The 21496-nt window shown below is 51.6% G+C and carries 17 protein-coding genes; 13 read left to right on the top strand and 4 right to left on the bottom strand.

Translation table 11 applies throughout. The annotated features are described in order from the left end of the window. Nucleotides 1-285 precede the first annotated feature (285 nt). The 7 genes from pnp (at nucleotide 286) to IE076_RS06250 (ending at nucleotide 9095) form a co-directional block, all read left to right on the top strand. Nucleotides 286-2424 (top strand): polyribonucleotide nucleotidyltransferase, encoded by a 2139-nt coding sequence (gene pnp, locus IE076_RS06280; protein WP_189435917.1) that lies wholly within the window; start codon nucleotides 286-288, stop codon nucleotides 2422-2424. Nucleotides 2425-2644: 220 nt separating this feature from the next. Then, entirely contained in the window at nucleotides 2645-4261 is a 1617-nt protein-coding gene (locus tag IE076_RS06275; RefSeq protein ID WP_194539858.1) for a sulfatase-like hydrolase/transferase, read from the top strand. A gap of 811 nt (nucleotides 4262-5072) precedes the next feature. Beyond that, nucleotides 5073-5888 (top strand): 4-hydroxy-tetrahydrodipicolinate reductase, encoded by an 816-nt coding sequence (gene dapB, locus IE076_RS06270; protein WP_189435915.1) that lies wholly within the window; start codon nucleotides 5073-5075, stop codon nucleotides 5886-5888. Between the two features lie 100 nt (nucleotides 5889-5988). Beyond that, nucleotides 5989-6615 carry a 2,3-bisphosphoglycerate-dependent phosphoglycerate mutase gene (locus tag IE076_RS06265; RefSeq protein ID WP_189435914.1) on the top strand — a complete coding sequence of 209 codons (627 nt, stop codon included), beginning with the start codon at nucleotides 5989-5991 and terminating at the stop codon, nucleotides 6613-6615. Between the two features lie 472 nt (nucleotides 6616-7087). After that, the gene (locus tag IE076_RS06260; protein ID WP_209008907.1) at nucleotides 7088-7816 is read left to right on the top strand and encodes a DUF6065 family protein; all 729 of its coding nucleotides are present in this window, start codon (nucleotides 7088-7090) and stop codon (nucleotides 7814-7816) included. 27 nt (nucleotides 7817-7843) lie between these two features. Further along, nucleotides 7844-8395 carry a pyridoxamine 5'-phosphate oxidase family protein gene (locus IE076_RS06255; RefSeq protein ID WP_189435913.1) on the top strand — a complete coding sequence of 184 codons (552 nt, stop codon included), beginning with the start codon at nucleotides 7844-7846 and terminating at the stop codon, nucleotides 8393-8395. A gap of 91 nt (nucleotides 8396-8486) precedes the next feature. Further along, on the top strand, nucleotides 8487-9095 hold the full coding sequence (locus IE076_RS06250) for a 2,3-bisphosphoglycerate-dependent phosphoglycerate mutase (protein WP_189435912.1): 609 nt from the start codon (nucleotides 8487-8489) through the stop codon (nucleotides 9093-9095). A 42-nt stretch (nucleotides 9096-9137) separates the two neighbouring features. Here the strand turns inward: IE076_RS06250 and IE076_RS06245 are convergent, their stop codons facing one another. Both IE076_RS06245 and IE076_RS06240 read right to left on the bottom strand, forming a co-directional pair. After that, complete coding sequence (locus tag IE076_RS06245) at nucleotides 9138-10148, bottom strand: adenosine kinase (RefSeq protein WP_189435911.1); 1011 nt, start codon at nucleotides 10146-10148, stop codon at nucleotides 9138-9140. 83 nt (nucleotides 10149-10231) lie between these two features. Then, nucleotides 10232-11122: a prephenate dehydratase gene (locus IE076_RS06240; protein WP_189435910.1), complete on the bottom strand. Its 891-nt coding sequence runs from the start codon at nucleotides 11120-11122 to the stop codon at nucleotides 10232-10234. 601 nt (nucleotides 11123-11723) lie between these two features. On the opposite strand from IE076_RS06240, the gene IE076_RS06235 reads away from it, so the two are divergent. The 6 genes from IE076_RS06235 to IE076_RS06210 all read left to right on the top strand — a co-directional run bounded on the left by IE076_RS06235 (nucleotide 11724) and on the right by IE076_RS06210 (nucleotide 20274). Further along, nucleotides 11724-12272: a c-type cytochrome gene (locus IE076_RS06235; RefSeq protein ID WP_189435909.1), complete on the top strand. Its 549-nt coding sequence runs from the start codon at nucleotides 11724-11726 to the stop codon at nucleotides 12270-12272. Nucleotides 12273-12551: 279 nt separating this feature from the next. Next, a complete protein-coding gene (locus IE076_RS06230; RefSeq protein WP_244649619.1) occupies nucleotides 12552-14417 on the top strand; it encodes an extracellular solute-binding protein in 1866 nt (621 codons plus the stop codon). After that, nucleotides 14414-16282: an ABC transporter substrate-binding protein gene (locus IE076_RS06225; protein ID WP_371871468.1), complete on the top strand. Its 1869-nt coding sequence runs from the start codon at nucleotides 14414-14416 to the stop codon at nucleotides 16280-16282. The genes IE076_RS06230 and IE076_RS06225 overlap by 4 nt, the downstream gene beginning before the upstream one ends. Before the next feature lie 42 nt (nucleotides 16283-16324). Then, on the top strand, nucleotides 16325-17434 hold the full coding sequence (locus IE076_RS06220; RefSeq protein WP_189435908.1) for a microcin C ABC transporter permease YejB: 1110 nt from the start codon (nucleotides 16325-16327) through the stop codon (nucleotides 17432-17434). A gap of 6 nt (nucleotides 17435-17440) precedes the next feature. Continuing rightward, the gene (locus IE076_RS06215) at nucleotides 17441-18625 is read left to right on the top strand and encodes an ABC transporter permease (RefSeq protein WP_189435907.1); all 1185 of its coding nucleotides are present in this window, start codon (nucleotides 17441-17443) and stop codon (nucleotides 18623-18625) included. 17 nt (nucleotides 18626-18642) lie between these two features. Further along, nucleotides 18643-20274 carry an ABC transporter ATP-binding protein gene (locus IE076_RS06210; protein WP_189435906.1) on the top strand — a complete coding sequence of 544 codons (1632 nt, stop codon included), beginning with the start codon at nucleotides 18643-18645 and terminating at the stop codon, nucleotides 20272-20274. An 80-nt stretch (nucleotides 20275-20354) separates the two neighbouring features. On the opposite strand, the gene IE076_RS06205 is transcribed toward IE076_RS06210, so the two are convergent. Both IE076_RS06205 and IE076_RS06200 read right to left on the bottom strand, forming a co-directional pair. Next, nucleotides 20355-20816, bottom strand: coding sequence for a methyltransferase family protein (locus tag IE076_RS06205; protein ID WP_189435905.1), 462 nt, complete (start codon nucleotides 20814-20816; stop codon nucleotides 20355-20357). Between the two features lie 44 nt (nucleotides 20817-20860). Beyond that, nucleotides 20861-21472 (bottom strand): LysE family translocator, encoded by a 612-nt coding sequence (locus tag IE076_RS06200; protein ID WP_189435904.1) that lies wholly within the window; start codon nucleotides 21470-21472, stop codon nucleotides 20861-20863. Between the last annotated feature and the right edge of the window lie 24 nt (nucleotides 21473-21496).

Below are 21496 nucleotides of genomic sequence, written 5' to 3'. Positions count from 1 at the left end.
GTTTTCCCTACCTCCTCGTGTTTCCATGGTGTTCCTGGAAAATGTTGGAGGGTATTCTGGAAAAGGGGAGGCCTCTTCCGGAATGAAATAGTCGAATGAAGACCTGGCAGGATTGCCGGAAGCTTAGCAAACGATGAGTTTCCCGCTGTCTTGCCTGCAATTGTTCGACCTGAAAAGGCATCGCGCCCTTGTTGCTCAAGGAGTTTGTGCGCGCATTGCCGGCAAATGACAGCCTCAAGCTTGGTGACGACCATCAGGCACTGAGGCGAACGTTAGGATAAAGATATGTTTGATATACATCGCGTGGAAGTAGATTGGGGCGGACGTCCGCTCATCCTTGAAACCGGCAAGGTTGCTCGTCAGGCAGACGGCGCAGTCATCGCAACATACGGCGAGACAAAAGTTCTCGCGACTGTTGTGTCTGCGAAGACCGCAAAGCCAGGTCAGGATTTCTTCCCACTTACCGTAAATTATCAGGAAAAGGCATACGCTGCTGGCCGCATTCCAGGTGGCTTCTTTAAGCGCGAAGGCCGTCCGTCCGAGCACGAGACCCTGACATCCCGTCTGATTGACCGTCCGATCCGTCCGTTGTTCGTAGATGGTTACAAGAACGAAACTCAGGTTGTTCTCACTGTTCTGTCTCATGATCTCGAGAACGCTCCAGACATTCTGGCAATGGTTGGTGCATCCGCAGCACTCACCATCTCCGGCGTTCCATTCATGGGCCCAATCGGTGGCGCTCGTGTTGGTTACATCAACGGCGAATATGTTCTGAACCCAACAGTTGACCAGATGGAAGAAACCGATCTGGACCTCATTGTTGCAGGTACCAACGACGCTGTTCTGATGGTTGAGTCCGAAGCTCAGGAACTCTCCGAAGAAGTCATGCTCGGCGCTGTGATGTTCGGTCACAAAGGCTTCCAGCCAGTAATCGACGCAATCATCCAGCTTGCTGAAAAAGCTGCTAAAGAACCACGTGAACTGAACCTGCCAGATCATTCTGAACTGTTCGCAAAAGTTCAGGAACTGGCTACTGAAGAGCTTGGCGCTGCTTACTCCATCACTGTTAAAACAGAGCGTAAAGACGCTGTTGATGCTGTGAAGGCGAAAGTTATTGAAGCTCTTGTAACCGGTGAAGAAGGCGCTCCTGACGCGACTGTTATTTCTGACCTGTTCAAGAAAGCTGAAGCTGCAATCGTTCGTGGCCGTATCCTTGATACTGGCTCCCGTATCGATGGTCGTGACCTTTCCACTGTTCGCTCAATCGTTTCTGAAGTTGGCATGCTGCCACGTGCACACGGTTCTGCCCTGTTCACACGCGGTGAAACTCAGGCAATGGTTGTTGCAACACTGGGTACAGGTGAAGACGAGCAGTTCGTTGACAAGCTCGAAGGCACCACCAAATCTGCATTCATGCTGCACTACAACTTCCCTCCATACTCTGTAGGTGAAGCTGGTCGCATGGGTTCCCCAGGACGTCGTGAAATCGGTCACGGTAAACTGGCATGGCGCGCTGTTAACCCAATGCTGCCTGCACACCATGATTTCCCATACACCCTGCGTGTTGTTTCTGAAATCACTGAGTCCAATGGTTCTTCCTCCATGGCTTCCGTTTGTGGTGCATCCCTGTCCCTGATGGACGCTGGTGTTCCTCTGAAGGCTCCTGTGGCTGGTATCGCGATGGGTCTCATCAAGGAAGGCGAGCGCTTTGCAGTTCTCTCCGATATCCTTGGTGATGAAGATCACCTCGGCGATATGGACTTTAAAGTTGCAGGTTCTGCAAACGGCATCACTGCGCTGCAGATGGACATTAAGATCGACGGTATCACCGAAGAGATCATGAAAGTCGCTCTGGAGCAGGCTAAAGGCGGTCGCGTTCACATCCTTGATGAGATGGCAAATGCAATCACCGAAGCTCGTTCCGAGCTTGGTGAGCATGCTCCACGTATTGAAGTGATCAAGATCCCAGTAGACAAGATCCGTGAAGTGATCGGTTCTGGCGGTAAAGTTATCCGCGAGATCGTTGAAAAGACCGGCGCAAAAGTGAACATCGAAGACGACGGCACCGTTAAGGTGGCTTCTTCTGACGGTAAAGCGATTAAAGCTGCTCTCAACTGGATCAACTCCATCGCTGCTGAGCCAGAAGTTGGCGTCATCTATGAAGGTACTGTTGTTAAGACTGTAGACTTCGGCGCATTCGTAAACTTCTTCGGCGCACGCGACGGTCTGGTTCACATCTCCCAGCTGGCTCCACGCAAAGTCGCGAAAGTGACCGACGTTGTGAAAGAAGGCGACAAAGTCTTCGTTAAGCTGATGGGCTTTGATGAGCGCGGTAAGGTACGTCTCTCCATGAAGGTTGTTGACCAGGAAACTGGTCAGGAAATCCCTCGCGAAGAGAAAAAAGAAGAGAAAGCTGCGGACTAATCCCAGCTCTTCAATTCAATTAAGAAAGGCCGGCTCAGAAATGAGCCGGCCTTTTTGTGTGTGGCATGGATTGGGAGGTGGTGGAACGATTGACCTCTCCAGGAGCGAGCTGGGTCTGAAAAATATCCATCCTTTTCATGGGGTTGGTTTCATCCGAATTCCTCACGATAATTGTTCTTGCTGGTCTCAAAAATGCATTTCGATAATAGGATATTTTGTAGTGTACATCAGAATAAAACTAGATGAAGCTATCAGGTATTTCCAAGAATATTATATTGTAATCGTAGCATGCATTCTTTTATCGATCGGTACATTTCATGTTATTAAAGAGTCATTCGACTTACATGATCTATTTGTACTTCCATCACTTCTTACTGCTTCAGTATTGACGCTTATATTGACAGGAGATCAAACTAAATCTCCAAGGAAACTAAACTTCCCGCACTTACTCCTGCCTTTTATAATTCTAACGCTGTTAGGCTATTACAAAGCCATGATGGGAGACATAGACCTGACAGCGGTTATGTTTCACCTGCAAGTGGGAATGGGGCATCTCAGCCCCGATTTAGTCGGACCCTTTGTAACTGGGGGCATAAAGTTTGCACTTGGAATTCTGGCTTTCCTGATTGGGAGCCTGATTTTACTGTACCAAAGCACAGCCTACAAAAAAGCAGAGTTCCTGCTTGCCATGGTATTTTACGCTTTTCTGTTGGGGGCTTTTGTTTCTCAAAGGGTAAACTTGTTCCAGCAACAAGTTGCCGATTTTGCCGCAGAGTATCAGGTTCCTTCCCCGATTCCACAAACTGGAAGCGGCAAAATGAACTTCATTCATATCTATCTGGAAAGCGCTGAGCGTACCTATATGCGCTCAGAACTTTTTGGTGATGTGATGGATCCGCTGAAGCCGTTGATTGATCGTGGATTTGAGGCAACCAATCTTGTTCAGGTAAGGGATACAGGCTGGACTATCGCTGGTATGACGGCTTCGCACTGTGGCGTCCCGTTGTCGCCAGCGGGATTTTCATACGCAAATAAATTTTGGAGACTGTCCGGCTTCCTGCCATCAGCGGTGTGTCTGGGTGATGTTCTACCAAACGAAGGGTATGATCTGACGTTTTTGGCTGGGGTAGATTTGGTTTTCTCAGGACTCTCCAACTTCTATAACATGCATGGCTTTCAACAGGTTATGGGGGCGGAGTACTTTCTGCAAAAGCTCGAAGGTACGGACAACCTCGAACGACACAAAAATGCATGGGGTGTAAGCGACGAACTTGTCTTTGATAAAGCCCTGGAAATCCTGCAGCAGAACGTACAGGCCGGACAAAGATTTGGCCTCACCATTGAGACAATTGGGGGGCACTCTCCCATTGGGCTTGTTTCGCCAAAATGCGAGAGTATGGAGCGGATCATGCAGGCTCGCGTGACGATGCTGAAGGCCGTGAAATGCACGAACTGGCTCCTTGCCGATTTTATTAGCAAGAGCCAGAAACTTGGCCTGCTAGAGGACACCGTGATTATTGTTCAGAGCGATCATTTTGCGATGAAAAATAGTGTCTATTCTGAGTTGCAAAGTAGCGAGCGAAGAAATCTCTTCTTCGTGTTTGGCCCCGGTATTGAACCCGGGAAAACCGACAAGCTCGGATCCCTCATGGATGTTTATCCCACGGTGCTTGAGGCTATCGGGTTGCCCCTTAAGAACTCCAGGGCTGGCCTTGGGGTTTCTCTGCTCTCGGAGGAGACCACTCTGGTCGAAACTCTCGGTGAAGATGCCATGAACGAGAGTATTGCCCTGAACTATGAACTAAGAGAGCGCCTTTGGTCCTATCCATCAAACTAAAAATTCGAAGATTGATGAGTGATTTAAAAGAAGAACTTTTAGTTCTCCTACCAAAAATGCACATGGTCGGCACCCAACATTGTTATAGGCACCCAGCTCAGCCTATCACTCACTTATATTTTAGTGTTTGCGGAGAGAGCCATTCAAAAAACTTATCCCCCTTGCTCCAATCCACCCTATGCTTGTTCTCGTGCCCACGCATTCGGGCAGGGACGGACCGTCCGTCCCTCGGCGTGGGTGGGGTTGGGCTACCGGCATGAGGTAACGTATCGTGTCGGGAGGTCCGGTGAAGCGTCCCCTTTTGAGACCGCAGTGGTATAGGGGAAATGAGATCGTTCCGAAGGGCGTCCGGCGGTGGCAGGAAACAGCCAATGGCACAGCAATGTGTCAGTCACGTCTGTTCGAGAAGGAACCCGCGCGTTCATGATAAAAGACCCGGGCAAGGCGAGCAGCCAATGCCGAAGAAACTAACTTAACAAGTAGCGCAGGCAGAGCCTGTTCGCCTTGCTCCACCCGTTTCAGCGGGAAACTTCAGCTTCAACACTGCATGGCCCCCATGCGGTGCTCTTCGCGCATCCAGCTTGCTCTGTAGAGCAAGCACATTCTCCCCCTACCAGATTATCGCGCATGACTGAGCTGCCACGTTGCGGCCTGCAGGCCTGCATTGTTTTCGCTGTACAGATTGAGAAATCCTCACAACCGAAGCGAGAGCCATCTCTTCGCTCTATTCGGTTTGAAACAAAGCAAACTGCCTGCTATACCCACTCTCACCTTAAGTCTGGAGGGGCTCCTCGTAGCCCGGGGGAATGAGATGAGCGACATGCGACTGGTTGTTGTCGGCGCAGCAGGCCGAATGGGCCGCACTTTGGTTCGCACCGTAACCGAGATGGACGGTGTGGTGGTATCCGCAGCGATTGAACGCGAAAACTCCGAGTTTCTCGGCAAGGATGCTGGCGAGCTGGCCGAATGTGGCAAACTCGGCGTTGAAATCATGTCCGATCTCAACGCAGCTTTCGCAGAAGCTGACGGAGTTCTGGATTTCACGAGGCCGGAAGCAACCGTCCTATTCGCAGAGGCAGCCGCACGCCATTCCATCGTGCACATCATCGGCACAACCGGTATGACCTCCGCGCAATCCACTGAGCTGGCTCACTCCGCGACATCCGCCCGCATTGTAAAATCCGGCAATATGAGCTTGGGTGTTAACCTGCTGGCTGGTCTCGTCAAAAAGGCTGCAGCTGCGCTTGATGAGGATTTCGACATTGAAGTTCTGGAAATGCACCACAAACACAAAGTTGATGCACCATCAGGCACAGCACTTTTGCTTGGCGAGGCAGCAGCTGAGGGTCGCGAAATTCCTTTGGAACCTCATAGTGTTCGCTCCCGTGACGGTATCACTGGAGAGCGCAAAAGAAGCGATATCGGGTTCGCAACACTGCGCGGCGGCTCAGTGGTAGGTGAACATACGGTGATGTTTGCAGGCGAAGGAGAGCGTATAGAACTCTCACACATAGCAACAGACCGACAGATTTTTGCTCGCGGTGCGGTGAAGGCCGCCATCTGGGCGCATAAGCAGCAGCCGGGCTTATACTCAATGGCCGATGTTCTCGGCCTAAATGACGAGTGATACGTAGCGCATACTCGATATTGCGAGATATGCGGAATGACTTTGAAAGCAGTCTTCCAAGACAACTGCTTTCAAGAACACATAGCCTCCCTAGGAGAGTTTGATGGAACGCCTTTTGGTTCTCGTCCGCCACGGACAAAGCGAATGGAATTTGAAAAACCTGTTCACCGGCTGGAAAAACCCGGATCTGACAGAGCAGGGTGTTGAAGAAGCAAAAACTGCAGGCAAAAAACTCAAAGAAATGAACCTGACGTTTGATCTGGCGTTCACTTCTGACCTGCTGCGTGCGCAGCACACACTCAAGCTGATCCTCGGTGAGCTTGGTCAGGAAGACCTGCCAACTTCTCAGGACCAGGCTCTGAACGAACGTGATTACGGCGACATCACGGGCATGAACAAAGACGAAGCACGTAAGAAGTTCGGTGACGAGCAGGTCCACATCTGGCGCCGTTCGTTCGACGTACCTCCCCCAGGCGGTGAAAGCCTGAAGATGACTGCAGAACGCACCTTGCCTTACTACCGTTCTGACATTCTTCCAAAAGTTCTCGAAGGTAATCGCGTTATCGTTGCTGCACACGGCAACTCTCTGCGTTCCCTCATCATGGAACTGGAAGGCCTCTCACGCGAAGAAATCCTCAAGCGTGAACTCGGCACAGGCAAGCCTGTTGTTTATCGCCTTGATGAAGAAGGTAAGGTTCTCTCTGTCGAGGATCTGGCAGACGCTTAAGCCAGGCTGACAATCCGGAATCAAAAAAGCGGCTCTTCGGGGTCGCTTTTTTATTTTCCGAAGATATGCCCCTAAATAGTACCTGAGTTGGAATTCAAGGCATAAATATTATTCACATAAATAGACCCTATTTAAATACTAAGTCCGTGAAATATAAAGCACTGCGAATTATCAATAATAGATAATGAATGCGTGATTATTATTTGCCTTGTGCTATGCCAGATTCGATGCAAGCCTCTCAAAGCTTACAAAAAATGTATGCACCTATTTAATTCTGATTGAGAGGACAACCTATGAAGTTTTCTGTAGCAAACGACGGTCGCCCAGCATCTGCACAAGCTAAGCCAGCAAAATTGAACGGCGGGTTGGCTCCAAAAGATGAGAAGAAAAAGCCAAAATAATCTAATGCGTGAGGCAGTCCAGACTGCCTCTCTTTTTTTGTAGCAGAGTATCTTTCTGCGAGGGAATTTCCGTGAAGTTTGTAAGAATGGTCAAGTCTGCCCCAGATGTCGTGAAGGCAGATGGAACAAATCTTGGCATGATGCCTGCTCGGGCAATGAAGTACTGTGAGCCCCTTGTTACGGCTTCTCGCCAAGGCTACTACGTTTACCCGCCAGTAGACTTTTACCTGATGTGGACCGGATCAGAGGTCCTTTACAAGCTAGGTGCTGATGGTGAGTGGACCTTGCTCGACCGGCTGTATCTTACCGATTTCGTGGAAGACTACCAAAAACTCTGTCCGGAAGGATTGGAAGACTACTACCCGCCGTTTCTGGATGTGTTTCCGGAAGGCGATATCGTCCAGATTGGCACCGGCTACAGTCTGATTGGTGATGAAGGCCAGTGCCATTGGGTTCGTGGTCCGATCAACCTTCCGTCCAATTCCGGCTTTGATTGCTTTGAAGCAATGATCGACTCCAGCTGGTTCTGTTCGCCGCTCTTCATCAATGTGAAGCTGCGCAAGCAGGATGTGCCCATCAGCTTCCCACGCCATCGGCCTTTGCTGCAAGTTGTGCAATTGCCCAACACGATCCTGCCGAAGACGCCGATTGTCCAGCCGGAAATCACAGATATGGACGCCACCTCGGAAGAGTTTTGGCAGGCTTGGGCAAGAAGCTACGACAAACGCAATGGCGGCCGTTCCGGCAGCTACGCAAGCGAGCAGCGCCGCATTAACGCCCAGTATGCTGATGCTGATTAAGCGTCCTTGAAACGGTCCTGAGAGCAGATGATAAAAGCGAAGAAACTGAACCGCAGATTTCGCCAGCATATCGAAGAACAATCAGTATTCTTCGTGGCGACCGCTGCTGCCACTGGACATATCAACCTGTCTCCCAAGGGTATGGATACGCTGAGGGTCCTGAGTGATGAGCGGGTCATTTGGTTGAACCTGACCGGCATTGGCAATGAAACGGCCACCCATGTGCAGGAAGATGGCCGAATGACTCTCATGTTTTGTTCGTTCGGCGAGCAGCGCCTCACGCTGCGGGTGTTTGGAACTGCAAAGGTGGTCCACCCAAGGGACCCGGAGTGGAACAATCTGGTTGCTCAGTTCCCGGAGTTACCGGGGTGCAGGCAAATCTTCGATCTGGACATCGAACTGATCCAGACCTCATGCGGCTCAACAGTCCCGCACATGGAGTTGGTCGATACCCGTGTTGAGAAGGAGTTCCTGCCTTACTACGAGACAATGGATCGCGAGGAACTGGAGAATTACTGGCGGAAATACAACGTCACCAGTCTGGACGGTCTGCCCACCAAGATTCTCGAGCCCAGCTGAAATCTCTGAGCATTTCAACAAAAGTCGGGTTTAGAGCTGTGCAGGAAGCTATATAAGGCACCCATATTGGAGAATCTGTGGGGCGTGTCTTATGGGAATGTTGGTGTTGGTGCGTCACGGACAAAGTGAATGGAATGCGCGCAGGATTTTCTCAGGGCAGGGCGATCCAGAGTTGACGCCCAAGGGCGTTGAGGAAGCCAGAAACGCGGGCCGTACCCTCGGCTCGCAGGCAATTCAGTTCGATATGGCCTACTCATCAACCCTCAAGCGCGCCCGTAAGACGCTGGACTTGATCCTTCAGGAAACCAATCAGCCTCACCTGCATGTGATTAAAGATGATCAGCTCAATGAACGAGCCTACGGCAAGCTCACTGGTACCTCGATCGAAGAGGCATGTCACAAACATGGTGAGGCGCAGGTGCATCAATGGCGCAACTCATTGCAGGCTGTTCCACCCGGCGGTGAAAGCTTGGAGATGACCGCAAACAGAGCACACAGTGTTTTCAAACACCGTGTCCTGCCTCAGTTGACGAGCGGAAAGAATATCCTCATCGCCTCGCACCGGAATACAATCCGAGGACTGATCGCGAGAATCTGCAACCTCGGGCAAGACGAGACAGAGAGCCTACATATTGCTACAGCACAGCCGCTCTTCTTTCAGGTGACTAGCGCAGGCAGTATCGAAGAGATCGGCACATAAAAAAGGCGGCCCGTGAGCCGCCTAATTCATCAGTGCCAGTTGTTAGGCTCTAAGCGTGAAGCCACTCTGTTCTGCGATCTGGCTGAGAGGTTTTTCGGGACGTGCACCCACGTGGCTGATCACTTCACCCGCACACAGACACCCCAGCTCGGCGCAGTCGCTCAGGCTGAAGTCGCGAGCCAGACCAAACAGGAAGCCGGAGGCGAACAGATCACCAGCCCCGGTCAGGTCACGCACACCGCCGACAATCGCTGTTGCAGGCACGTGCACGGTTTCCTCACGAGAGATCGCCATCGCGCCTTCAGAGCCCAATGTCAGGGCTGTGAGAGTGCAATCTTCGCGAACCAGCGCAATTGCTGTTTCAATATCGGAGGTCTGGTAGAGCGCCTTGAGCTCATGCTCATTCGCAAACAGGATGTCGACCTTGTCTTCTTGGATCAGTTGCAGGAATTCATCTCTGAAGCGATCAACGCAGAAGCTGTCTGAAAGAGAAAGGGAAACCAGCTTGCCGGCTTCATGGGCAATCTTGGAGGCTTTGAGGAAGGCATCTTTCGCAGCTTCCTCGTCCCATAGATAGCCTTCCATGTAGGTGATTTCAGAACTGGCAACCACATCGCGGTCGATATCAAACGCCGTCAACTTGGTTGCAGAACCAAGATAGGTGTTCATGGTCCGCTCGCCATCGGGCGTGATCAGGATCATAGACCGGCTGGAAGGCAGGTCATCGCGCAATGGGCCAGTATTAAAGTGAACGCCGATGCTATTCATGTCATGGCGATAAACGTCGCCAATCTCGTCGTCGGCCACTTTGCCAAAATAGGATGGTTTTCCGCCTAAGGACGCAATGCCGGCAGCCGTATTTCCAGCACTGCCGCCCGAAATACGGGTTGTTTGGCCCATTTTATCGTAAAGCCGCAGCGCTTCATCAGTATCAATGAGGCGCATGGATCCCTTAACCAGAGACTGCTCAACGAGAAAGCTATCTTCCACATGAGAGAAGACGTCAGTGACTGCATTGCCGATGCACAATGCATCAAACTTGAATTCAGACATGTAAAGTCCTTGTAACTAGCCCGGTTCACAAATGCCCGGAACGATACATAGGTGGCTTACCGTTAGAGCAAGGCCTACAACTGTTATTTTCCTGGTGTAGGACGCAACGCACGATTGGCCTCAGGTTCCCGAATTTTTTCGCGGAACGGGCTCGCATTGTACACCCCAAGAATATTTAGTTCAGTCGAATAAAACGCCAGCTCCTCAAGTGCAAGGGCTACGTTGGGATCTTCAGGGTGTCCTTCGATATCTGCATAAAACATTGAAGCAAAAAACTGACCTTCAAGCTGATAAGACTCCAGCTTTGTCATGTTGACGTTGTTCGTCGCAAATCCACCCAGCCCTTTGTATAGGGCAGCAGAAACGTTCCGAACGCGGAAAATGAAGGTCGTAATGATCGGCTGACCAGAGTTCGCTGCCTGTTTCTTCTCAGGGGAGAGGATCACAAACCGGGTTGTGTTGTGTGCTGCATCCTCACAATCGCGCGCAAGGATATCCAGACCATAAACCTCGGCAGCAAGTTCAGGAGCAAACGCACCAATTGTTTTATCACCACCTTCAACAACCTGACGTGCAGAACCTGCGGTGTCGGCACCAATGATTGGCTGAAGACTATGTTTACGGATGAATTTTCGGCATTGACCCAAACCCATTACATGGCTTTGAACGCTCTTCAGGTCTTCCAGCTTGGTGCCTTTGATGCCCATGAGTTGAAATCGGATCGGCATGAAGTACTCGCCGACAATATGAAGATTGCTACCAGGAAGCAGATTATGAATATCCGCAACACGTCCTGCGACCGAGTTTTCGATCGGGATCATGCCCAGTTCTGCTTCCCCGGTTTGGAGCGCGTGGAAGCAGTCTTCAAAAGTCGGGCAAGGGACAGCTTGATACTCTGGGTAGACGGCGTTGCACGCCATATGGGAGTTGGCTCCCACTTCTCCTTGAAACACGACTTTGCGCTGATCTGACATCACTACACTCACGGGATTATAGAAACCTTGTTCATTTGAGGCTTTGCCAACAGTTACGCAACAGCCACACTCACAAATTGCCTGAGATATAAGGGATTGCAAACTCTAATCATACTCAGAGATGAAACTTAAGGTGAAAAGACCTCAAGAATGGGCCGGCCTCTGTGATTATGTAGACCAGATTCTGGTCTTTAGAGGGTATCGCTTTGATCTAAATTTGATGCTCAGGAGTCAAATGTCGGGCCTTTAGATTATTCAGGTGTGATATTTTGTCGCATTTTCCTGGGTTCTGATGGCGTGATTGCATGCTCTTGTTCCTACAATCAAATTTGGCATGAGCGGAATAACGCGGAACAAATCAGTAGTTTATAGCTATTTTAAACTGCGATGCGACGAAACCCGTTGTGTTCCATGGTTTTTTGAATTCACACAGATCAACTTCTGGTCCACATCACTGCGAAAGACCTAGGAAAAACACTAATTAAATTATGGACAAGAGCCCAAAAATAACTGTAGTTTCCCAGCAAAATATACAGATCAAGTTAGGTGCAATGCCTGTTGCGTCAGGGCGAGCCTAACCAATATTCGGAGCGTATGAGCTATGAATTCGTTTGAACTGAACAAAATTGCCGGTGCAATTCTGTTCGCCTTGGTTGCATTCTTGGGCCTGAATGTTTTGACGGAAGTCATCTTTGCGCCTCACGGAGACGAGCAGCGCGGTTATGAAATCGAAGTTGCCAGTGCGGATAACGCATCAAGTGAAGCAGCTGCAGAAGTCGTCGCGGTCGTGCCAATTGAAGAACTGCTCGCCAACGCCTCTGTTGAAGATGGCGAAACACAAGCTAGAAAGTGTGCAGCTTGTCACACGTTTGACGACGGTGGCGCGAACAAGGTTGGCCCTAATCTCTGGGGCATCGTAGGCCGCGCACCAGCTTCTCACGAAGGCTTCTCGTACTCCACCGCGATGCAGGAGTTTGCGACAACCCACCCAGAGTGGACTTTCGAGCAGCTCAACGAGTTCATCGAGTCTCCTAGAGCTCACATTCCTGGTACCAGCATGGGCTACGCTGGCCTGAAGAGAGACGACCAGCGCGCTGATCTGATTGCTTATCTGAACTCACTCTCAGATAATCCAGTGCCAATTAATTGATCTTGATTTGATCTCCTTCCCTCAGATATGAGGGTAGAATTCTCAAAGAGCCGGGATTTACTCCCGGCTTTTTTATTGTCTAATTTTGGTTGAATGCTAACCTTTTCCTCGTTTCTTCCAGTTAAATTTTTGTCATCTTAGCGAAAGACGTTGTCGCAGAAGTGTTTTCAGCCGTAATCTTAGGTTAAGTCTGGATGAAAGCTGCAAGAGAAGTTCAATTTTCGAAGCGTGGTGCTTTTTCTACGATGGAACTACTGATTGTCTTTATGGAGGAACGTTGTGCGGACCAAATTATATAGCTCACTGGCAGCTCTGACGCTTGCCTTTGCAAGCCTGACTTCCTCAGCGGCAATTGCTGAAACCAGTGAACCTGAATGGCGGCACGCAACCTCTCTAATCGGTGAGCCAGCCTTGCCGGAAGACTTCGAGTACTTCCCCTATGTAAATCCGGATGCCCCAAAGGGTGGCAGGGTCCGTATGGCGTGGACAGGAACATTCGACAGTCTGAACTTGGTCCCCAACCGCGGCGTCACGCCAATTGGCCTTGGTCTCATCTACGACACACTGACAACGCCCTCCAGTGACGAGATCTCGACAGAATATGGCCTCATAGCAGATGCCTTGAAATATCCGGACGATTTCTCTTGGGTTATCTACCGTCTTCGCCCAGAAGCCCATTGGCACGATGGCACACAGATTACCACAGAAGATGTAGCATGGTCCTTCGATCAACTTCGGGAACTGAACCCGATGTACAAGAACTATTATGAGCATGTTACAGGCTACGAAGTTCTCAGCCCAACCGAAATCAAATTCAACTTTGTTGAAGCGGGCAACCGCGAAGCACCTCAAATCATGGGCCAACTTGTTGTCTTTCCAAAGCATTGGTGGACGGCAACAAACAGCGAGGGTGAACAGCGGGATATATCACGAGGTACGCTGGAGGTCCCGCTGGGGTCCGGTGCCTACAAAGTTAGCGAAGTCGTGCCTGGCCGGTCGATCACGTATGAACGCGTCGATGACTACTGGGCCAAAGATCTCAACGTAAATGTCGGTAAAGACAACTTCGACGAAATTGCCTACGAGTATTACCGCGACGAGACTGTTGAACTGGAAGCATTCAAGGCTGATCGTTTTGACTGGCGTACAGAAGCCATTGCGAAGAACTGGGCAACGGCCTATGACGTCCCACCGGTGCACCGTGGCGAGATCGTGAAAGAGGAATTCCCGCAAACATACCGCGGCATTGGGTTGATGCAGGGGTTTATCCTCAACACGCGCCTAGAGCAATTCCAGGATCGACGTGTTCGCCGTGCTTTGAATTACGCTCTAAACTTTGAGGAAATGAACCGCACGATTTTCTTCGATCAATACAGCCGATTCACCAGTTACTTTAATGGAAGCCAACTTGCCTCCTCTGGCCTGCCGGAAGGCCGCGAACTGGAGATTCTGAAGTCGCTCAAATCAGCGGTGCCTGAGGAGATCTTCACTGAGCCATACGTCAACCCGGTTTCGGAAGACGCTCGTCAGGAACGCACCAATCTGAGAATGGCCCTCGATCTTCTCAAAGAAGCTGGTTATGTGCAAAGACAAGGGCAGCTGGTAAACGAGGAAACTGGTGAGCCATTCACTATTGAATACCTGCTGAATGGCGATTCGTTTGAACGTGTTGCTCTTCGCTATCAGACATCTCTGCGCAAAATCGGTATCGATTTGCAGCTACGCGTAGTGGACAGCTCCCAGTATATAAACCGTATTCGAAATCGTGATTTTGGCATGATCTATACTGGTTGGGTACAGTCTCTGTCTCCGGGTAACGAACAACGCGGTTACTGGGGTTCGGAGTCGGCTGACGATGATATTTCGCGAAACTATGCGGGTATTAAAGATCCAGCAATCGATGAGCTGATTGATATCATTGTGAATGCAGATAATCGTGAAGAGCTGACAGCGGCAACCAAAGCTATGGACCGCATTCTGATGTGGGAGCAATACACCATCCCAGGATGGACTTCTCCGTTCAGCCGTGTGGCGCGTTGGGACCGGTTCTCACATCCTCAGCAACTTCCTGAATATGACGTTGGCTTCCCAACAATTTGGTGGTGGGATGAAGCCAAAGCGCAAAAGGTAGCGGAGGCGAAGTGATAGTGCGAAACCAACTCGATAGACGTAGCTTCCTACACTTCAGCGCGGCGACAGCGGCAGCGTTCCTCATCCCTGGGGGCGCCTTGCCGGTTCAGGCCGGAACTTGGAGCCATGGCCTCTCCGTGTTCGGTGATCTGAAGTATCCAAAGGGCTTCACGGCCTTTGACTATGTCAATCCGGAAGCGCCGGTAGGTGGTCAGATCAACATGACCGCACCGAGTTGGACCTATAATCAGAACCCTCAAACCTTCAATACATTCAACAGCTTCATCCTCAAAGGGGACGCTCCACCACGTATGGAGCGTTGCTTTGATAGCCTGATGGTCCGCGCCTTCGATGAGCCGGATGCGGTCTACGGGCTGGTTGCCGAAAGCGCGCTGGTCTCTGACGATGGCAACTTTGTAACCTTCAAAATCCGTCCTGAAGCCCGCTTCCACGACGGCTCAATCCTCAATGCAGAGGACGTTGCCTTCAGCCTGAACACCCTGAAGGAAAAAGGTCATCCGTATATTAGCCAGTCGATTCAGGAGATGGTTTCTGCAACGGCGCCGGATGAGCACACTGTGACAGTCGCCTTTTCCGGTAATCACAGCAGGCAACTTCCCTTATTGATAGCAACTCTCCCCATTTTCTCGAAGGACTACTACACCCGCTACAACTTCGAGGCGTCGACGCTGACACCACCACTGTCCTCCGGCCCGTACACAGTGGGGCGTTACGAGATCGGGCGGTATATCGAATACAGAAAAGTCGAGGATTACTGGGCAAACGACTTGCCGGTAAACAAAGGGCACTACAATTTCGAGATCATTCGTTTCGACTTCTTCCGCGAACGTCAGGCAACCTTTGAAGCCTTTAAGAAGGGGACGCTCACTTTCCATGAGGAGTTCTCCTCCAAGACATGGGCAACGGAATACAATTTCCCGGCCTTTACAGAAGGACGTGTTATCAAAAGAGAATTTGCAATCGGCCTGCCATCTGGAGCGCAGGGCTGGTTCCTGAACACACGCCGTGACAAGTTCTCCGACCCAAGGGTTCGCGAGGCGCTCGGCTATGCATTTGATTTTGAGTGGTCGAATGCTGCGCTCTTTTATGATCAATACATAAGAACGCAATCCTACTTCGAAAATTCAGAGATGAAAGCGGTCGGCCTACCCAGTGACGCTGAACTGGCTTTGCTGGCGCCTTATAGGGATGATTTACCAGAAGCGGTCTTTGGCGAGGCAATCACACAGCCAGTCTCCAACGGATCCGGGCAGGACCGCACGCTTCTTAGAGAAGCTTCACTTCTTCTTAGAGAGGCAGGCTACTTCCGGCGAGGCGAGCAATTGATCGGCCCCGATGGAAACCAATTGGTGATGGAATTTCTCTCCAGTTCGCCCACTTTTGAACGAATCGTGCTGCCATACGTCAAGAATCTCAGTCTGTTAGGTATTGAAGCGAGCTTCCGAGTGGTTGATCCAGCGCAGTTCCAAAAACGTGTAAATGACTTCGATTTCGACATTGTCGGGCATCGTTTCTCGTTGACACCGACACTCGGGTCAACCATCCAAAACCTCTGGACATCTGAGGCTGCAGAAACCTTCGGTTCTTACAATCTCTCAGGCATAAGACTGCCTGCTGTCGATGATCTGGTTGAAAAGGCGATTAATGCATCGTCGCGTCAGGAAATGGTAACCGCTGCCAGGGCATTGGATAGAGTTCTGCGTGCTGGTTACTATTGGGTACCACAATGGTTCAAAGCGTCCCATACAGTTGCTCTCTGGGACATGTTTGGCATTCCAACGGATATGCCAGCCTATGATTTCCCCGTAGAGACAACGTGGTGGGTCGATACGGAAAAAGCCGCTCGCATCGGCAAGTAAAGCCGTTTGCATCGGCGTATAAATTAGGGACAAAAGAAGCCCATGGGCGCCTATATTCTGCGTAGATTGCTTTTGATGATCCCGACACTGATCGGCATCATGGCGATTAACTTTGTCATTATCCAGTTTGCGCCCGGTGGACCGGTTGAGCAAGTGATTGCTCAGTTGCAAGGGGATAGTGTGTCAGCCACCAGCCGGATTTCCGGTGGTGGAGGTGATTTCGGTGGCTCAGCTGGCGCCAATCAGGGCAGCGGAGAGGGCGCAGGATCGAAATATCGAGGCGCGCAGGGTCTGGACCCGGAATTCATTCAGGAGCTGGAAGCGCAGTTTGGTTTTGATAAGCCACCACTGGAACGCTTTGGCCGGATGATTTTGAGTTACGCCACCTTTGATTTTGGTGAGAGCTATTTCCGGGACATTGCCGTTGTTGATCTAATCATCGAAAAATTGCCGGTTTCCATCTCGCTTGGGCTTTGGATGACGCTCATTTCCTATGGCATATCAATACCTCTTGGAATCCGAAAGGCAGTCAAAGACGGGACGTCTTTTGATGTCTGGACATCCAGCGTCATCATCGTGGGCTATGCCATCCCCGGGTTCTTGTTCGCGATCCTGCTAATCGTCCTGTTTGCTGGCGGCTCCTTCTGGGATTTCTTCCCACTGCGAGGGCTGACCTCGGAAAACTGGGTCGACATGTCATGGCCGCATCGTATTCTCGACTACTTCTGGCACCTGGTTCTGCCACTGACCGCAATGGCTCTTTCTGCATTTGCGACGACGACGCTTTTGACGAAGAACTCCTTCCTTGATGAAATCAGGAAGCAATATGTGCAGACCGCCCGCGCCAAGGGGCTGACAGAACGTCAGGTGCTCTACGGCCACGTGTTCCGCAATGCCATGCTCATCGTGGTCGCTGGCTTCCCTGGCGCCTTTATCTCGGCATTCTTCGCGGGCTCTCTCCTCATCGAGACAATCTTCTCGTTGGATGGCCTTGGTCTCTTGGGCTTTGAATCGGCCCTCAATCGCGACTATGCGGTCATGTTTGCCACGCTTTATATCTTTTCGCTGATAGGTCTTATTGTGAACCTGATCTCAGATCTCACCTACACTTGGATTGATCCGCGGATCGATTTCGAAAGCCGGGAGGTGTGACGAGCAATGGACACACAGCTTGAAAAACGCCTTAAGGATGAAGGCTACGAAACGATCAATCCGCTGCCAGAACAAACGCAGCCCCCGGAAAAGCGTAGGAGACTTTCCCCGCTTAATGAACGCCGCTGGAAGAACTTCAGAGCAAATAAGCGTGGATACTGGGCTCTCTGGATTTTTCTGGTCCTGTTCGTTCTAGCGATGTTTGCAGAGTTCCTTACCAATGATCGCCCACTGCTGGTCTCCTATAAGGGGGAACTGCTCGCTCCGATCTTTGTTGACTACCCGGAAGAAAAATTCGGTGGCTTTCTGGCAACAACGGACTATCGTGATCCGTTCATTCAGGACGAGATCAATGCCAATGGATGGATTATCTGGCCACCAGTTCGTTATTCCTACCAGACCGTGAACAACGAAATTCCCGTCCCGGCCCCAGCACCGCCAAGCTGGATGATGGACAAGGAGCAGCGCTGTGAGCGTTATGCAGATGGGGTAAATGACCCGAACTGCACAATCGGCAACTGGAACTGGCTTGGTACGGACGATCAGGGGCGTGATGTTCTCGCTCGTCTTGTTTACGGCTTCAGAATCTCTGTGCTCTTTGGTCTGGCCCTCACACTTGCCTCTTCTGTCATCGGCATCGGCGCCGGTGCAGTACAGGGCTTCTATGGCGGTTGGGTCGATCTTGGCTTCCAGCGTTTCATTGAAATCTGGACAGCGATGCCAACGCTCTACCTGATCTTGATCATCTCTTCGGTGCTCACGCCCGGATTCTGGATACTCTTCTCGATCCTGCTCGCCTTCTCATGGGTTGCCTTGGTGGGCGTGGTGCGCGCTGAATTCCTCAGGGGCAGAAACTTTGAGTACATCTCGGCAGCACGAGCGCTGGGCGTATCCAACGGCACAATTATGCGCCGTCACCTGCTTCCAAACGCAATGGTCGCAACGCTCACATTCATGCCGTTCATCCTGAATGGCTCGATCTCAACCCTGACCGCTTTGGACTTCCTTGGCTTCGGCCTGCCTCCAGGGTCTGCGTCATTGGGTGAGCTGCTCAAGCAGGGTAAAAACAACCTTCAGGCCCCTTGGCTCGGCATCACAGGTTTCCTCGTGCTGTCCATTATGCTCAGCCTGTTGATCTTCATTGGTGAAGCCGTGCGCGATGCCTTTGATCCACGCAAGACGATGAACTGAAGAAGGGAGGATCGCAAATGACCAATAATCAAACGCTCCTCTCTGTTGAGGACCTGTCCGTCGCCTTCCGTCAGGGAGAAAAGGACAATCATGCCGTTGACCGGATCTCCTTCAATATCAGGAAGGGCGAGACAGTCGCATTGGTCGGAGAGAGTGGCTCGGGCAAGTCAGTTACAGCCCTTTCCGTGCTCAAGCTCCTGCCATACCCTGCCGCAAGTCACCCCTCTGGCAAGGTTGTCTATCAGGGGGAAGACCTGATAGGCGCGACTGAGAGCGAAATGCGACAGGTGCGCGGCAACAAGATCTCAATGATCTTTCAGGAGCCAATGAGCTCCCTGAACCCGCTACACACGATTGAACGGCAGGTCGCGGAGGTTCTGAAGATCCACCGTGGTCTGGGTGAAACCAACGCCAGAAAGCGCGTGCTGGAGTTGCTTGATCAGGTTGGCATTCCCGATCCGGAAGAACGCCTGAATTCATACCCGCACCAGCTGTCGGGCGGCCAACGCCAACGTGTCATGATCGCCATGGCGCTGGCAAATGAACCAGACCTGCTGATCGCGGATGAACCCACAACTGCGCTGGATGTAACGGTTCAGGCGCAAATCCTGCAACTGCTGAAAGACCTGCAGAAGAGCACGGGCATGGCCATGCTCTTCATCACCCACGACCTCGGCATCGTGCGCCGCATTTCTGACCGTGTCTGTGTGATGACACAGGGCAAGATCGTTGAGCAGGGTGACACAGAAGACATCTTCGAACGCCCACAGCATGCATACACCCAGCACCTGTTGGCAGCTGAGCCTAAAGGAAATCCGCCGCAAAGCGATTCCCGACAGCCGATTATCGTCGAGGCAAAAGACCTCAAAGTCTGGTTCCCCGTCAAAAGGGGCTTCCTGCGCAGAACGGTGAGCCACATCAAGGCGGTCGATGGAATTGATGTCACTGTCCGTGCTGGCCAGACGCTGGGTATCGTCGGTGAAAGCGGCTCGGGAAAGACCACGCTGGGCCTTGCAATCCTGCGGATGATTTCCTCGACAGGCCGGATCAGCTTTGATGGCGCTGACATTCAGGCAAACTCCTGGAAGCAGATGCGCCCCCTTCGCCGGGACATGCAGATCGTGTTTCAGGACCCGTTCGGTTCCCTGTCACCCCGCATGTCGGTCGCCGACATTGTTGGGGAGGGCCTTAAGATCCATATGCCTGACCTTTCCACTAAGGAGCGGGAAGCCAAGGTCGCCGCCGCGCTTGAGGAGGTGGGTCTGGATGCCGCGACGCGGTTCCGTTACCCGCACGAGTTCTCAGGCGGACAGCGCCAGCGTATCTCCATTGCACGGGCCATGGTGCTGGAGCCAAAGTTTGTGATGCTGGATGAGCCAACCTCAGCGCTCGATATGAGCGTACAGGCACAGGTCGTCGACTTGCTCCGAGACCTGCAAACCGCACACGGTTTGGCCTATCTGTTCATCTCGCACGACCTCAAGGTCGTCCGTGCCCTCGCCAATGATGTTGTGGTCATGCAGCACGGCAAGGTGATGGAGGCGGGAACCTCAGATGAAGTCTTCGATAATCCAAGAACAGAATACACCAAAGCCCTGATGGCTGCCGCATTCCGTCTGGAAGCAATTGAAGGGGTCATCAGCACCTAATGGGCTGAGCTTGCAGTTGTTGCTGTGCAAGGCATCAAGGCGATTTAACACCATGGCCGGAGACACGGCCATGGTCTACTCTAGATCCAGCGGCGCACACGGGCCTTATAGGCAAGGAATTCCTTACCGAAGTTCTCTTCCAGAATCTCCTCTTCAGGCTTGATCTGGAACTCGGTAATATAAGCGGCGAAGCCCAAAGCAACCGGGATGGCGAACAGGTTGCCCAGAAAGATCGCCCAGCCAAGCAGGATGATTTGCAAACCCAGATACATGGGATTGCGTGTCTTGGAATAGATCCCGCCAGAAACGAGTGCTGTCGTTTCTTCAGGGTGAAATGGGTTTATTGTTGTGCGCGCTCTGCGAAATTCGAAGAACCCGGTAAAAGAAAAATATCCACCCGCTCCAAGGCCGATGACAAGAAAGGCAGTTTCTGTGCCGTGCAGATCGACGTTACCTGGTAAGACCAGAGCAACGAGCCACATGAGGACTGCAAAGCCAACGAACACCAAAGGCGGTGGAACCCTGAGTTTCAATTTCTCCATTGCGTCCCCATTGCAAGCTTTTTCCAGAATTGCGTTTGCGCTGATCAGCTATCGGAAAGCGCCAGTTTGACACCAAGAGCGCCAAACGTAGCTGCAAATCCTCGCTTAAGCCAAGCCATAACATTTGGGCGGTTGATCACATAATCGCGCGCCAAAGACGCCATGGCACCATACCCGACGAAGACGATGAAGGTGAGCACCATAAAGATGAACGCGTGTAAGAGCAGCGCGGAAGTCGCATTCCCGCTGTCTAGGGAGACAAACTGAGGCAGAAACGCGAGGAAGAACAAGGAAAGCTTCGGGTTCAGCACATTGAGCAAGATGCCATCCAGTGCGGTGCGAGACAGCGTTCTCTCACGCTTCTCACCGCTCACTTCCAGCGCTCCACCGCTGCGTAGAATGCTCCATGACATGTAAAGCAGGTAAGCAACACCAAGATATTTGAGGACCTGAAAGGCGAGGGCGCTGCTGTGAAAGATTGCGGCCACACCAATGATGCTCGCCAGTGCGGCGGGAACAATTCCCAGCGTACAGCCAAACGCAGCCGCCACACTCGGCTTTAATCCTTTCCCAAGCCCAATCGCAATTGTGTAAAGCACACCGGTGCCGGGCAGCAGAATAACAACGAAGGAAGTCAGCAAATACTCAAATGTCATGGAGGGGCTCGCTAAACGATGGGC

Origin of the sequence: Pseudovibrio japonicus (assembly GCF_014651595.1) — a bacterium.
Taxonomy (GTDB): domain Bacteria; phylum Pseudomonadota; class Alphaproteobacteria; order Rhizobiales; family Stappiaceae; genus Pseudovibrio; species Pseudovibrio japonicus.
The sequence above is the reverse complement of the archived record's forward strand: the minus strand, read 5'-3'. Positions and strand labels throughout refer to the sequence as shown.

Bases quoted from the DNA above. Each gene is read 5' to 3' on its own strand.
- IE076_RS06215 (WP_189435907.1), top strand. From the start codon at position 17,441: ATGGACACACAGCTTGAAAAACGCCTTAAGGATGAAGGCTACGAAACG.
- IE076_RS06220 (WP_189435908.1), top strand. From the start codon at position 16,325: ATGGGCGCCTATATTCTGCGTAGATTGCTTTTGATGATCCCGACACTG.
- IE076_RS06245 (WP_189435911.1), bottom strand. From the start codon at position 10,148: ATGTCTGAATTCAAGTTTGATGCATTGTGCATCGGCAATGCAGTCACT.
- IE076_RS06255 (WP_189435913.1), top strand. From the start codon at position 7,844: ATGATAAAAGCGAAGAAACTGAACCGCAGATTTCGCCAGCATATCGAA.
- IE076_RS06205 (WP_189435905.1), bottom strand. From the start codon at position 20,816: ATGGAGAAATTGAAACTCAGGGTTCCACCGCCTTTGGTGTTCGTTGGC.
- IE076_RS06200 (WP_189435904.1), bottom strand. From the start codon at position 21,472: ATGACATTTGAGTATTTGCTGACTTCCTTCGTTGTTATTCTGCTGCCC.
- IE076_RS06250 (WP_189435912.1), top strand. From the start codon at position 8,487: ATGGGAATGTTGGTGTTGGTGCGTCACGGACAAAGTGAATGGAATGCG.
- pnp (WP_189435917.1), top strand. From the start codon at position 286: ATGTTTGATATACATCGCGTGGAAGTAGATTGGGGCGGACGTCCGCTC.
- IE076_RS06210 (WP_189435906.1), top strand. From the start codon at position 18,643: ATGACCAATAATCAAACGCTCCTCTCTGTTGAGGACCTGTCCGTCGCC.
- IE076_RS06240 (WP_189435910.1), bottom strand. From the start codon at position 11,122: ATGTCAGATCAGCGCAAAGTCGTGTTTCAAGGAGAAGTGGGAGCCAAC.
- IE076_RS06235 (WP_189435909.1), top strand. From the start codon at position 11,724: ATGAATTCGTTTGAACTGAACAAAATTGCCGGTGCAATTCTGTTCGCC.
- dapB (WP_189435915.1), top strand. From the start codon at position 5,073: ATGAGCGACATGCGACTGGTTGTTGTCGGCGCAGCAGGCCGAATGGGC.